The organism is uncultured Clostridium sp., from assembly GCF_937920395.1.
Classification (GTDB): domain Bacteria; phylum Bacillota; class Clostridia; order Clostridiales; family Clostridiaceae; genus Clostridium_AD.
In genome coordinates this window covers 1-14,196 of record NZ_CALEVF010000143.1, presented here as the reverse complement: position 1 = coordinate 14,196, position 14,196 = coordinate 1, and the positions used below count along the sequence as shown (strand labels likewise).

Sequence of the window (14,196 nt, the reverse complement as noted above, 5' to 3'; positions counted from 1 at the left end):
GTGGTTAGTATGACTGAATTATTATCAATGCTTACAACTACATTATACGAGGGGGCTATTAAATGTTTAAAAAGAAAATGTCATTATTACTAACTATGGCTATGGCTGTGGGACTACTTGCAGGATGTGGTGCAAAAAGCGCATCTACTACAGGAGATATCAAAATTGGAGTTGTATTACCGCTCACAGGTTCAGTTTCATCTTTTGGAAAATCTGGTCAAAATGGTATAAAATTATTAGAAGATCAAGTGAACAAAGCTGGTGGAATTAATGGAAGAAAGATTAAATTTTTATTTGAAGATGATGAAGGTAAACCAGATACTGCTGTAACAGTTGGTACAAAGCTTATTAGCAGTGATAATGTTGTAGCAATAGTGGGACCATTAACAAGCGGATCAGCTATAGCACTTGGACCGATAGCTACTCAAAGTAAGGTGCCAATGATTACTGGATCAGGAACAAATCCAGACGTTACAACTAAGGGTGGAGAATATGTTTATAGAGCATGTTTTATAGATCCTTTTCAAGGTAGTGTTTTAGCAAAATTTGCATCAGGAGATCTAAAGGCAAAGACTGCTGCTATTCTTTATGATAATGGTAATGATTATTCTAAGGGATTGGCTGAGTTCTTTGAAAAAGGCTTTATTGCTGCAGGTGGGAAAATAGTTGGTAAAGAAACTTATGCTACCGGAGATAAAGATTTTAAAGCACAACTTACAAAAATAAAACCATCAAAACCAGATGTAATATTACTTCCTGATTATTATGGAACAGTTGGTAATATAGCAAAACAAGCAAGAGCTATTAGTATAAATGCACCATTACTAGGTGGAGATGGTTGGGATTCATCAGAATTATTTAAGGTTGGTGGAACTGCAGTTAATAATAGTTATATATCTGACCATTATTCAGCAAATGATACAGCACCACTAGTTGTTGCATTCCAAAAGGATTATAAAGCAAAATACAACTTAGAAGCAGATGCAATGGCAGTTTTAAATTATGACGCTGCAAAAATAATGGTAGAAGCTATAAAAACTTCTGGAAAAACAGATGGACCAAGCATTAAAGCTGCATTACAAAAGACTAATCTACAAGTAGTATCTGGTAAAGTATCTTTCGATGCAAATAGAGATGCAATTAAAGGAGCGGTAATCTTAAAAGTTGATGCTGGTAAGTTTAATTTCATAAAGAAACTTGTACCTTAATAAATAAAGTCTGCAGACATACTTCATTAATAATTTGGAGTATGTCTGCATTTATAAATATAAATAAAGAGAAATGGGGGAAGGTAAATGGAATTTTTACAACAGATGATTAATGGATTATCACTTGGTTTCGTGTATGCATTAATCGCAATAGGATACACAATGGTATATGGAATTATTGGACTTATAAATTTTGCTCATGGTGATGTTTTTATGGTCGGAGGTTTTTTTGGATTTTTCGCTGCAACTAATCTACATTTACCATTTATACCTACATTATTAATAGCAATGGGTGGAGCGGCATTAACGGGTGTGGTTGTTGAAAAAATAGCATACAAACCGTTAAGAAATTCACCAAAGTTATCTATATTAATAACAGCTATTGCAATGTCAGTACTTCTTGAGAATTTAGTAAGACTTAAGATGACTACTGATCCACAAACATATCCAGAGACACTTTTGCCAGCACATGTTATTAGTTTTGCAGGGTTGAGTATTGATAATCGTCAACTTATAATTATAGGAATGTCGATTTTGCTTGTAGTAATACTTCAATTTATAGTTTTCAAAACTAAAACTGGAAAAGCAATGAGAGCAACTTCATTTGATAAAGATGCAGCTGCGCTTATGGGGATTAATGTGGATTCTGTTATATCTATAACATTTGCAATTGGTTCAGCGTTAGCAGGAGCAGCAGGGGTATTATTTGGAATTTTATATTCAAGTATAGATCCATATATGGGTATAATGCCAGGTTTAAAAGCCTTTGTTGCAGCGGTTCTCGGTGGAATTGGCATAATCCCAGGGGCTCTATGGGGCGGACTTATAATGGGACTTGTTGAAACATTTAGTAAAGTATATATATCATCTAGTTACTCAGATGCTATTGCATTTTCAATCCTTATTATTATTTTAATTGTTAAGCCTTCTGGACTTCTTGGTAAGAAAACCAGAGAGAAAGTGTAGGTGATGAAAATGAAAAAAGAATTTAGAAATACTATTATATTACTTGTTATTGGAGTTGTTTTGTTTTTCATTTTATCATTTTTAATGGATACTGAAATATTAAATAGATATTATGGAAGAATAGTTATATTAATTTGTATTAATGTTATTCTTGCAGTAAGTTTAAATCTTATTATAGGAATTACGGGACAGTTAACACTAGGACATGCAGGTTTTATGTCTATAGGGGCATATGCAGCAGCAATGGCTACAATTCAATTAAATATGCCGTTTCCTATAGCGCTTCTTATTGGCGGAGTAGTTGCTGGATTAATTGGATATCTTATTGGTCTTCCAACTTTAAGTTTAAAGGGTGATTATCTTGCTATAACTACTTTAGGCTTTGGAGAAATAATAAGAGTTGTTATTACAAATATTGATCAACTTGGAGGAGGACGTGGACTTTCGGGAATACCTCCTAAAACTACTTTTGCTTGGGTATTTTTTATAATGATATTTACAATTTTAATAATTTACAATATAGCACGTTCATCACAAGGTAGAGCAATGATGTCAGTACGTGAGGATGAAATAGCTGCAGAAGCTATGGGTATTAACACTACAAAATATAAGATTATGGCGTTTGTTATAGGATCATTCCTTTCAGGCATTGCCGGTGGATTGTTTTCACATTATCTAATGTACATTAAGCCAGAGCAATTTGGATTCTTAAAATCAGTAGATTTAGTTACTTATGTAGTTATGGGTGGAATGGGAAGTTTAACAGGTAGTGTATTCTCAACAGGTATTCTTACAATTCTTCCTGAATTCCTAAGATTTATGAATGATTACAGAATGATTATTTATCCACTTGCACTTATCATTATTATGAGATTTAGGCCACAAGGTTTAATGGGTACAAAAGAATTATCTATGAAAATATTTGATAAATTTTCAAAAGGAAGTGATGATGATGCAGCTTTTAAAGGTAAATGATCTTACAATTAAGTTTGGCGGGCTAACAGCTGTTTCTGATTTTGCACTTAATCTATCTGATCATGATCTTGTAGGGTTGATTGGACCTAATGGAGCGGGAAAAACAACTATTTTTAATATGTTAACAGGGGTTTATGCTCCAACATCTGGAACTATTGAATTTAATGGTGAATTTATACAAGGTATAAAACCTTATGATATCACTAAAAAAAGAATTGCCAGAACCTTTCAAAATATAAGACTATTTAAAGATTTAACAGTTCTTGATAATGTAAAAATATCATTTAATTATAATGTTAAATATAATTTGTTCCATGCAATATTAAGGCTCCCCAAATTCACTCGTGAGGAAGCTGAAATTGAAAAGAAAGCACTTGAAATTCTTAAGGTGTTTAAACTCGATGGTAAGAGAAATGAGCTTGCATGCAATCTTCCATATGGTGAGCAACGAAGACTTGAAATAGCAAGAGCTCTTGCTGCAAAGCCTAAATTATTATTACTAGATGAACCTGCAGCTGGCATGAATCCAAAGGAAACCCACGAATTGATGGGACTCATAAATTGGGTAAGGGATGAATTTAAGATAGCTATATTACTAATTGAGCATGATATGAAGTTAGTTATGGGAGTTTGTGAGAGGATAATAGTTGTAGATTACGGTAAAGTAATAGCAGAAGGGACGCCAGATGAAATAAAGAACAATCCTAAGGTAATCGAAGCATACCTTGGAGAGGAGGTAACTGATGCTTGAAATTGATAAGTTAAATGTAAATTATGGTGCAATACATGCATTACATGATATTAGTATACATGTAAAGGAAGGAGAAATAGTTACACTTATAGGTGCTAATGGAGCTGGAAAAACTTCAATATTAAGAGCTATTTCAGGACTTATTCCTATAAAGTCAGGAAGTGTTTTATTTGAAGGTAAACCCATTCATACCACTGCCGCCTATAAACTCTCAAGACTAGGAATTGCTCATGTGCCAGAGGGAAGAAGAATATTTGCAAACATGTCAGTTATGGAAAATCTTGAATTAGGCGCTTATATTAGGAAAGATAAGAGCGATGTAGCAAAAGATTACGAGATGGTTTTTGACAAATTTCCAAGGCTTAAAGAAAGAATAAAACAAATGGCTGGAACACTAAGTGGTGGAGAACAGCAGATGCTTGCTATGGGGAGAGCTCTTATGGTAAGACCCAGAATATTGTTATTAGATGAGCCATCTATGGGACTTGCACCACTAGTAGTAAGAAATATATTTTCTATAATACAAGAAATAAATAAGTCAGGAACTACTGTTTTGCTTGTAGAACAAAATGCTCATATGGCGCTATCTATTGCACATAAAGCATATGTTTTAGAAACTGGTAAAATAGTTTTAGAAGGTAGTGCGAAAGAATTATTAACTAATGATGCTATAAGAAGTGCATATCTTGGTGAGTAAGACTTGTACTAAAATGTTGATACTATGGTTAATCACTCACTCTCTTTTGGGAGTGAGTTTTGTTCGTCTAAGTATAAAAGATGTTAAGAATATGTTTGAATATAGGTTGCAAACAAGTTATAATATAGTATGTAAACAAGCTATATTATATTAAATATAACATTGCGTTTGTTTTGTAGAGTTATATTAATGTTTGGAGGGAACAAATGCGTTGCAACAGTTGTAATAATGAATTTATTAATATTAATGGATTAAAATTTTGCCCTTATTGTGGAGAAAAGATAGAAGAAAAAACAGATGCGGTAGATGAAATAATTCCTAATAATAATGTAAATGAAGAGAATAAAGTGCAAGATACGTCAGCGATGCCTGCAATATCAGATAAAGACATAAGAAAGTATAATAGAGATAAATTTTTTGATTGGGTTAAGAAAACATTTATACATAGGAAAGTAATTATACCTATGATATCAATAACTTCTGTAATTGTAGTATTGGTATTTGCCTATTCATTTTTTATCGTTAGTCCCATTGACGATGTAACAATAAAAGAAAATCTGATAGGAACAGTTGTAACACTACCAAAGGGTACAGTCATAAAAATCAATAAAGATAACATGAAAAGCTTTATTATAAGTAATCGGAATACTCAGAAGAGCAAAGATGAAATTAATTTAGCGTTAACTCTAAATAATGATGCTCTTGAGGCAAAGGTTTTGTTATCTGTAGTATATCTTAAAGAAGGTAAAAACGAATGGAAAGTCAATGGAAAACCTGTAATACTTAATATTACTTCGGTGAAACCGGTGGTAGGGATTAATGATAAGATATTTTTAGATGAATTAAAAAGATTAAAAATTACTATAGGGAATACGCAAGAAGCATTGAATGGACAAAATGTTAAAAATCTTGGGATAACATTAAGGACTCCAGATCTTCAAAATGAAAAAGAAAGAATATTAGTTGAAACGACTATAGACAGTGGGCTTCTTAGGGCTACTGGGAAAATAAAGTGTAGTCTTGTTTTTGAGAATGAAGCTTGGAGTATTAATTCTATAGAAGCAAATAGTTCAGATGATTTTAAGTTGACACTATCGCCAGCTTTTTCAGATGAAAAGGTTATTCAACTTATAAGAAATCAAGGATTTGAGGAAACGGTATCCTATTCTGATTTTTTTGGTAGTAAAGGGTTTACTGTAAAAGATGACTTTACTAAGAGTATTAATATATCAGGAAAAACGTTTAATGCGAAAAAAGGAACACTAAATCTTATTGCTAAGAGAGAAAATGTAGCAGGTGAAATAAACTCGATATTATCAACTAATTATACTTTCTCAATATCATTAAGTAATATAGCTTTATTAAGCGGATCAGATACAACAGTTGATAGTGCTTCGATAAATAATATTCCTGAGTCGTTAATTATACCTTCGATAACTAATGGTGAAATTGAAGGAAGTAATCTACTTTTCTGGTGGTCTAATAACCATAAGATAACACAGGAAGAAGCAAAGACATTTAAAACTTATAAGATATTATCTACAAAGGGTTTAAAAAACATAAAATATGTTTATGGTAGTATTACGTATAAAGATGATAAAAATAATAAAAATAAGGATAGAAAAGTTTCTATTGTAGCAGTTTATTTTCTAGTTTATGATGATTCTAATGGGTATGAGTGGAAACTTAATAAATTAATTAGTGAAGATTCACCTAATTATAAGACCTATGTTAATTTAAAAGATGGTTTATAGTTTCTCATAATAAAATTAGCCTAAAGCATTTGCTTTAGGCTAATTTTATTTGTGTGCCGGTATGGGAGAAATCACTCTTTCTTAAACAGTTTCAAATAATCTTCATATCCTTCATCTTTTAGTTTGTTAACTGGTATAAATCTTAAGGATGCACTATTTATACAATATCTTAATCCACCGTCAGCTCGAGGACCATCATCGAAAACATGACCTAGATGGCTGTCACCATGATAACTTCTTACTTCTGTTCTGATCATTCCAAGTGTAATATCTTTCTTTTCTTTAATATTCTCATTATCTAAAGGTTTTGTAAAACTGGGCCATCCACAACCTGAATCAAATTTATCAAGAGATGTAAATAATGGTTCACCGCTGCCTATATCTACATATATTCCTTCTTCTTTGTTATTCCAAAATTCATTGTCAAAGGATCTTTCCGTTGAATTTTCCTGTGTTACTTCAAACTGAGTTTGGGTTAGTTCTTTTTTTAGCTGTTCTATACTTTTTTTTGTATATATTTTTTTATTCATAACAAAACCCTCCTTAAAATGTCTATATTACCTTTATACTAAAATTTAAATTATAAAATTCTGTAAATGATTTTAGATATAAATGAATTTTATCAAATTTAAAATATTTAAGCAAGTTACATATAGTATATGTTCAATGTAAAATAGTATTAATATTATTTATAAAGAAAGATGTGAACATTTAAATTGATAGTATTGTATTTTAATAAATTAGATACTGTTAAGCACCTTATTTTTTTAGGTTAATTAATTTCAGTAAACGTAAACAACTTAAATTATAATGGAATGTTATAAATAAACTTAAATAATTATGTAAATATACATAATATATTTAATTTATTAATTGATATGATATAATATACCTAATAATATTATTTAAGAGGTGATTTTGTATGGACAATATCGATATTAAAATACTTAAACTTTTGCAACAAAATTCTAGAGTTACCGCTTCTGAAATAAGTACCCGAATTAATTTATCCGTACCTGCAGTAGGCGATAGATTAAAAAAACTTGATAATGCAGGGATTATTGAAAAATACACTATAATATTAAGTGCTAAAAAGTTCAATAAAGATCTTATGATAATAATGTTTGTATCACTCGAATCACCAAAATTCACAGATTTATTTGTTAATACGATTCAAGTAGACAATGAAATTGTAGAATGCCACTATTTAGCTGGTGATTATGATTATGTTTTAAAAATAATTACAGAGAGTACAGAAAGCTTAGAAAAAATTTTGAATAAGATAAAAAACATACCAGGAGTTCAAAAAACTAAGACGACAGTATCTCTTTCTACAATAAAGAATAATTATTCTATTATACCAAGTGAGATTAATAATTAAAATATAAAGTGAGATTAGTAAATGAATTATAGAGAGGAAGGTTATTTAAATGGATTTTAGATTAGAAAGCGATTCAATTGGATCAAAACAAGTACCGATGGAGGCTTATTATGGGGTACAGACTTTAAGGGCTGCTGAGAATTTTAAAATAACGGGACTAGGAATGTCTGCGGAATTTATAAAAAGTTTAGCAGAAATAAAAAAAGCAGCAGCAATAACAAATAATGAAGTTGGACTTTTAGATAAAAAGATTGAAGAATCTATTATAAAGGCCTGTGATGAAATAATAGCTGGTAAATTGCAAGATCAATTCATAGTAGATCCTATTCAAGGTGGAGCTGGTACAAGTATGAATATGAATGTCAATGAAGTAATTGCAAATAGAGCTATAGAAATACTGGGAGGGAAAAAGGGTGATTATAGTATAGTTCATCCTAATGATCATATAAATTATGGACAATCGACAAATGATGTTATTCCTACAGCAGGTAAAATGACCGCCTTAAAACTTATTCCAAAGGCAATAGCCCAGCTTTCTAAACTTTATGATGCTTTTAACGAAAAATCAAAAGAGTTCGATGATGTTATAAAAATGGGAAGAACCCAGATGCAAGATGCAGTTCCAATAAGGCTTGGACAAGAATTTAAAGCTTACAGTTCAGTGATAAAGAGAGATATCTTAAGACTTGAAAAAGCTAAGGAAGAATTAAAAGTTGTAAATATGGGTGGTACTGCAATCGGAACTGGTATGAATGCGGATATACAATATTTTAATAAAATAGTACCAAACATTTCTAAAATATCAAATATAGAATTAAAACAAGCAGTAGATTTAGTAGATGCAACGCAGAATTTAGACGGTTTTGTAGTGGTGTCTGGTGTTATTAAAGCATGCGCAGTTAATTTATCCAAAATAGCAAATGATTTAAGACTTATGTCATCAGGACCAAGGACAGGGTTCGGTGAAATTAATCTTCCTTCAAAACAAAATGGTTCTTCTATGATGCCAGGAAAGGTTAATCCTGTAATACCAGAAGTAATAAGTCAAATAGCATTCAATATTATAGGGAATGATATAACAATAACTATGGCTGCAGAAGCGGGACAATTGGAATTGAATGCTTTTGAACCAGTTATATTCTATAAATTATTTCAATCCATAGAGACATTAACAAATGGAGTAAATACTTTTGTAATTAACTGCGTTTCAGGGATAACCGCAAATAGAGAAATATGTAAAGAATTGGTAGAGAATAGTGTTGGTATTATTACTGCAATTTGTCCACATATAGGTTATAAAAAAGCTGCTGAAATTGCAAAAACTGCGTTAAAAACTAGAAAGTCTGTAAGAGAATTAATATTAAAAGATGGGATTTTAAGTGAAAATGAACTTAATGATATATTAGATATAGAATTAATGACCAAACCTGGTATATTAGCGAAAGAACTAATGGTAGGTTAAAAATGGGATCGGTTTAAACATATATAATCCCCATTAAATGGACATAACTATTTAATAGTTATGTCCATTTAATGGGTTATTTTACATGTTAAATGAAGTTATTTAATATTGATAATTTGAAAAAATCGTGGTAATATTAGTAAAAGTTAAAACATATATGTTTACTAGGAATACATTTAAACATATTGGAAATACAGTAAGATAAGTATTGAATTTTAAAAATAATCTTTGAAGGGAGTGTTCATAAATGTTTGATGTTGTTATTAATAATGGTACTTTAATTGATCCTGACCTCAAAACGAGTTTCAAAGGAAGTTTAGGTATAAAAGATGGAAAGCTGGCAGAAATTACAACTACAGAACTAGTCGGAATAAAAAGTATAAATGCATCTGGTTTAATAGTTTCGCCGGGCTTCATCGATATACATGGACATGTAGATGGAGAAGATTATTGTGGAGAGCTGTCACTTCGTCAAGGTATTACTACTACAATCGGTGGTAATTGTGGGTTAAGTCCAATAAATATGAATGAATTTTTTGATAAGCAAGATAAAAAAGGGTTTGTTATAAATCAAGCTGAACTTGTAGGACATTCAATGAGTCTGCGTAAGGCTGTTGGAATTACAGATGTATATTCTGCAGCAAATAAAGAACAAATTTGCAAAATGAAATATCTTACAGAAAAAGCATTATGTGAAGGTGCTTGTGGATTATCATTAGGACTCGAATATGCTCCACATAGCTCCCTTGAAGAAATATATGCTGTTTGCATAATAGCTGCAAATTATAACAGACCTATCACAATTCATACAAGAACATCTTCGGATCATGATTTAAATTCATTAAGAGAAGCTATTGAGATTTCAAGGGTTACAGGAGCCCCCGTTTTAATATCTCATTTTGTTTATCAATATAATGTAGTTATGGATAAAGCGTTAAAAATAGTAGATAAAGCAATAGAGGATGGATTAAATATAAAAATAGATAGTGGATTATATAACGATTGGGCTACATCTATTGGAACTGCAATTTTTTGTGAGAAAAATGTGAATCATGGATTATGTTTAAACAAAATGCTTGTAGCTTCAGGAAAATATAAAGGTGAGAGATTAAACAATAAACTATATAAAGAATTAAGAGCTAGTAATCCTTGTGAATGTATTATATATTGTACGGATTCAAATGAAAGTGTATATAAGGCTTTGGATAAAAATTACTCAATGCCATCGTCAGACATTGGGCCTTATAAAAAGGGTGAAGGACATCCTCAAATTTCAGGTACTTTCCCAAGATATTTTAGGTGCATGGTAAGAGAACGTAAGGAGATAAGTTTAATAGAGGCGGTTCGCAAGGCAACTTTTCTTCCAGCAGAAACTATGGGACTTAAACAAAAGGGCAGAATAAAAAAGGGAACAGACGCTGATGTTGTTATTTTTGATATAGATACTATTAGAGATAAATCGGATTTTCCAGATGTGGGCGTTCCAGATAGAAAACCTGAAGGGATAAAATACGTATTTGTGAACGGAAGATTAGTTCTAGATGGAGGCATGATAAAAAATAGTACGGCAGGAAGAACTATTAGAACAGCATAGTTATAAGTATAATTCATATGAATAGAATTAAAAAGTTCAAAATAAAACATGGTGATTAAACCTCACTAAATGGACATAACTATAAAATAGTTGTAAAATCCATTTGGTGGGGTTATTTTATAGAGTATGATGCATATAATATTATTTTAAAAGAAAAGAAATTTCTATTAGTAGGATGTAGGTATAATAAATATATAAATAAACTTAAGGAGTAAATATTATGGAAAATAAAATAAAAACAAATATAGTTAATGATTTAGAGAAAAAGCTTATAGATATAAGGCATAACTTTCATAAAAATCCTGAGTTATCCAATGAAGAGTTTGAAACAACTAAAACTTTACGTAAGTTATTAAACGAGGCTCAAATTCGTGTACTTAATTTGCCGCTTGAAACAGGACTTGTTGCAGAAATAACTGGAGATAGGGAAGGACCTATTATTGCTATTCGTGGAGATATTGATGCACTTCCTATTTTTGAGGAAACAGATTTAGGATATAAATCACAAGTTATTGGTAAAATGCATGCATGTGGTCATGATTTTCATGCATCTGTTATTTTAGGCGCAGCTTATTTATTAAAGCAGCAAGAATCAACACTAGAGGGAACTGTAAGAATTATATTTCAGCCAGCGGAGGAGTTAGGACACGGGGCGGAAAAGGTCATAGAAAGTGGTGGATTATCTAACGTAGCTGCAATTTTTGGACTCCATAGTGCACCAGATTTAGAAGTGGGAAGTTTTGGAACAAAGGTGGGAGCAATGACTGCAGCCGTTGATAGGTTTGAAATTGAAATTGAAGGTATAGGTACACATGCGTCATCACCAGAAAAGGGAATTGATCCAATTATTGTTGCGGCTCATATAATTACAGCGCTCCAGACAATTGTTAGCCGTAATGTTAGCACATTTGATCAAGTACTTATTAGTGTCACTCATATTGAAGGTGGTAACACGTGGAATGTAATACCGACTAAGGCTTATCTTGAAGGGACTGTACGGACGGTTAATGCGAAAACACGTGAGTTTGTTCCAAATAAAATGAGACAAATAGTTAAAGGAATGGCGGACTCATTTGGAGCAACTGCTGAGCTTAAATGGTACAGCGGTCCACCAGCAACAGATAACAATGAAGATTGGACAGCAGTTGCATTAGACGTTGCACAGATTCAAGGATATGTTATTAAAAAACTTCCGGACACATTAATTGGTGAAGATTTTGCAGTTTACCAAGAGAAAATACCGGGTGCCTTTGTAAATATTGGTACAGGTGTATCATATTCACTTCATCATCCAAAATTTAAGGTAGATGATGATGCACTTTTGCCAGCTGCCAATTATTTTTCAGAACTTGCTAAGCGTGCTTTGGTTATATTAAAACAAAAATAAAATTAATTTATACAACAACGAAAAACACGTCCCTAGGAAATACAGGAATGTGTTTTTCGTTGTTATAAAATTATAGTTCTAATGCTCTTGTTAAATCATCAACTATATCTGAAACATTTTCAACACCTACAGATAATCTTACTAAATGATCAGTTATTCCAATTTCTTGTCTAATTTCATATGGAATTGCAGCATGTGTCATAGTTGCAGGATGGCAGATTAATGATTCTACTCCTCCTAGGCTTTCTCCAAAAGTTATTAATTGAAGACTTTCTAAGAACTTTTTATAATCATAATCTTTATTTAGAACAAAGGAAATGATACCACCATATCCGTTTGCTTGTTTTTCTTGTATTTTATGTCCAGGATGGTCAACAAATCCTGGATAATATACTTTTTCTACTTCTTTTCTATCTCTTAAGAATTCAGATACAACTTTTGCATTTGAGTTGTGTCTGTCCATTCTTAGTGCTAGAGTTTTGATACCCCTTATTAATAAGAAAGAATCAAATGGTGATAAAATTCCACCAGTAGAGTTTTGTATGAATCCAATTCTTTCAGCAAGTTCTTTATTATTTACGACAACAAGGCCTGCAATTAAATCACTGTGTCCACTTAGATATTTTGTAGCGCTATGAATAACTATATCAGCACCAAGGGTAATTGGTTTTTGTAGATATGGAGTCATAAATGTATTATCTACTATTAAGAGTAAGTTATTCTTTTTAGCAATTTTTGCAACTGCAACAATATCTGTAATACCCATTAAAGGATTTGTTGGTGTTTCTATAAAAATAGCTTTTACACTATCATCAATTTTGTTTTCTAACTGAGTTATATCAGATGAATCAAATAAAGTATAATGTATACCAAAATTATTAAAATATTTGTCTATAACTCTAAAGGTTCCACCATAAATATTATTTGATATTAAAATTCTATCTCCTGTTTTAAATAGGGACAATGTAGCAGTTGTAGCAGCCATACCTGAAGCAAATGCGAAACCTGCATAACCTTCTTCAAGATCTGTAATGAGTTTTTCGAGTGCTTCACGTGTAGGATTTCCTGACCTTGAATATTCGTAAGCATTATCAGCATCAAATTTACCTTTTTTAAATGTAGATGTTTGGTATATTGGTACATTAACCGCTCCAGTACGAGCATCCCCATCTATTCCACCATGTATTAATAATGATTCGATTTTTATATCTTTCTTCATATTTTTCCTCCTCAAATAATTTATCTGTAAATTATATTAATTAAAATCTAAACTTAAAAATTGTTTTATTCTTGCGTTAGTTGGATTATTTAACAATTCCTCCGGGGTTCCCTGATCAAGGATAATTCCTTGATCAATAAATATTATATTGTCTGCAACATCTCTTGCAAAACTCATGTTATGGGTAACAACAACCATTGTCATACCTTCATGTGATAGATCTTTCATAACTTTAAGTACCTCAGCTGCAAGTTCAGGATCTAGTGCAGAAGTTGGTTCATCAAATAACAATACTAATGGCTCGATGGCCATAGCACGTGCTATGGCAACTCTCTGTTGTTGCCCTCCGGAGAGCTCATGAGGGTAACTGCTAGCTTTATCTGACAGCCCAACTTTATCTAATAGATTGAGTGCTTTATCGCGAGCAACTTTTTTAGGCTGCTTTAGCACAGTAGTGAGTCCTTCCATAATGTTTGCAATTACAGTCATGTGAGGAAATAAATGAAACCCTTGAAATACCATTCCTGTATTGCGTCTGAGTTCTAATATTTCTTTATCAGTTGGTTCTTTATCCCCACCAAATACCAATTCATTATCGCCAATACTTATGGTTCCAATGTTCGGAACTTCTAATAAATTAAGGCATCTAAGAAGGGTGGTTTTACCTGAACCTGAGGGTCCTATTACAATAGTTGTTTCACCCTTTTTTATATTTAAGTCAATGCCTTTTAATATCTCATTATCACCAAAACTTTTGTGTAAATTTTTTATATTAATCATGAAATTCCTCCAATTACCTAGC

General features: G+C 31.7%; 13 protein-coding genes. 10 read left to right on the top strand and 3 right to left on the bottom strand.

Features of this window, described 5'->3' with window-relative positions; translation table 11 throughout:
• The first annotated feature begins 62 nt into the window (after window positions 1–62).
• The 6 genes from Q0649_RS10370 (at window position 63) to Q0649_RS10345 (ending at window position 6,351) form a co-directional block, all read left to right on the top strand.
• Window positions 63–1,208, top strand: coding sequence for an ABC transporter substrate-binding protein (locus tag Q0649_RS10370; RefSeq protein WP_298841186.1), 1,146 nt, complete (start codon window positions 63–65; stop codon window positions 1,206–1,208).
• Between the two features lie 87 nt (window positions 1,209–1,295).
• On the top strand, window positions 1,296–2,174 hold the full coding sequence (locus tag Q0649_RS10365) for a branched-chain amino acid ABC transporter permease (RefSeq protein WP_298841183.1): 879 nt from the start codon (window positions 1,296–1,298) through the stop codon (window positions 2,172–2,174).
• A 9-nt stretch (window positions 2,175–2,183) separates the two neighbouring features.
• A complete protein-coding gene (locus Q0649_RS10360) occupies window positions 2,184–3,149 on the top strand; it encodes a branched-chain amino acid ABC transporter permease (RefSeq protein WP_298841181.1) in 966 nt (321 codons plus the stop codon).
• Window positions 3,127–3,900: an ABC transporter ATP-binding protein gene (locus Q0649_RS10355; RefSeq protein ID WP_298841178.1), complete on the top strand. Its 774-nt coding sequence runs from the start codon at window positions 3,127–3,129 to the stop codon at window positions 3,898–3,900. Before Q0649_RS10360 ends, Q0649_RS10355 begins: the two co-directional genes overlap by 23 nt.
• Window positions 3,893–4,597, top strand: a complete 705-nt coding sequence (locus tag Q0649_RS10350) for an ABC transporter ATP-binding protein (RefSeq protein ID WP_298841176.1) — start codon at window positions 3,893–3,895, stop codon at window positions 4,595–4,597. The genes Q0649_RS10355 and Q0649_RS10350 overlap by 8 nt, the downstream gene beginning before the upstream one ends.
• Window positions 4,598–4,803: 206 nt before the next feature.
• Window positions 4,804–6,351 carry a hypothetical protein gene (locus Q0649_RS10345; protein WP_298841174.1) on the top strand — a complete coding sequence of 516 codons (1,548 nt, stop codon included), beginning with the start codon at window positions 4,804–4,806 and terminating at the stop codon, window positions 6,349–6,351.
• 71 nt (window positions 6,352–6,422) lie between these two features.
• Here the strand turns inward: Q0649_RS10345 and msrB are convergent, their stop codons facing one another.
• Window positions 6,423–6,881: a peptide-methionine (R)-S-oxide reductase MsrB gene (msrB, locus tag Q0649_RS10340; protein WP_298841171.1), complete on the bottom strand. Its 459-nt coding sequence runs from the start codon at window positions 6,879–6,881 to the stop codon at window positions 6,423–6,425.
• A gap of 392 nt (window positions 6,882–7,273) precedes the next feature.
• Here msrB and Q0649_RS10335 point away from each other — a divergent pair, with 392 nt between their 5' ends.
• The 4 genes from Q0649_RS10335 (at window position 7,274) to Q0649_RS10320 (ending at window position 12,175) form a co-directional block, all read left to right on the top strand.
• Window positions 7,274–7,732 carry an Lrp/AsnC family transcriptional regulator gene (locus tag Q0649_RS10335; RefSeq protein ID WP_298841168.1) on the top strand — a complete coding sequence of 153 codons (459 nt, stop codon included), beginning with the start codon at window positions 7,274–7,276 and terminating at the stop codon, window positions 7,730–7,732.
• A gap of 49 nt (window positions 7,733–7,781) precedes the next feature.
• Window positions 7,782–9,194, top strand: coding sequence for an aspartate ammonia-lyase (locus Q0649_RS10330; protein ID WP_298841164.1), 1,413 nt, complete (start codon window positions 7,782–7,784; stop codon window positions 9,192–9,194).
• 247 nt (window positions 9,195–9,441) lie between these two features.
• Window positions 9,442–10,788, top strand: coding sequence for an amidohydrolase family protein (locus tag Q0649_RS10325; RefSeq protein ID WP_298841162.1), 1,347 nt, complete (start codon window positions 9,442–9,444; stop codon window positions 10,786–10,788).
• Window positions 10,789–11,008: 220 nt separating this feature from the next.
• On the top strand, window positions 11,009–12,175 hold the full coding sequence (locus Q0649_RS10320; RefSeq protein WP_298841159.1) for an amidohydrolase: 1,167 nt from the start codon (window positions 11,009–11,011) through the stop codon (window positions 12,173–12,175).
• 70 nt (window positions 12,176–12,245) lie between these two features.
• Here Q0649_RS10320 and Q0649_RS10315 read toward each other — a convergent pair whose 3' ends face one another.
• Together Q0649_RS10315 and Q0649_RS10310 are read right to left on the bottom strand one after the other, a co-directional pair.
• Complete coding sequence (locus Q0649_RS10315) at window positions 12,246–13,382, bottom strand: PLP-dependent aspartate aminotransferase family protein (RefSeq protein WP_298841188.1); 1,137 nt, start codon at window positions 13,380–13,382, stop codon at window positions 12,246–12,248.
• Window positions 13,383–13,430: 48 nt separating this feature from the next.
• Window positions 13,431–14,174: an amino acid ABC transporter ATP-binding protein gene (locus Q0649_RS10310; protein ID WP_298841156.1), complete on the bottom strand. Its 744-nt coding sequence runs from the start codon at window positions 14,172–14,174 to the stop codon at window positions 13,431–13,433.
• Between the last annotated feature and the right edge of the window lie 22 nt (window positions 14,175–14,196).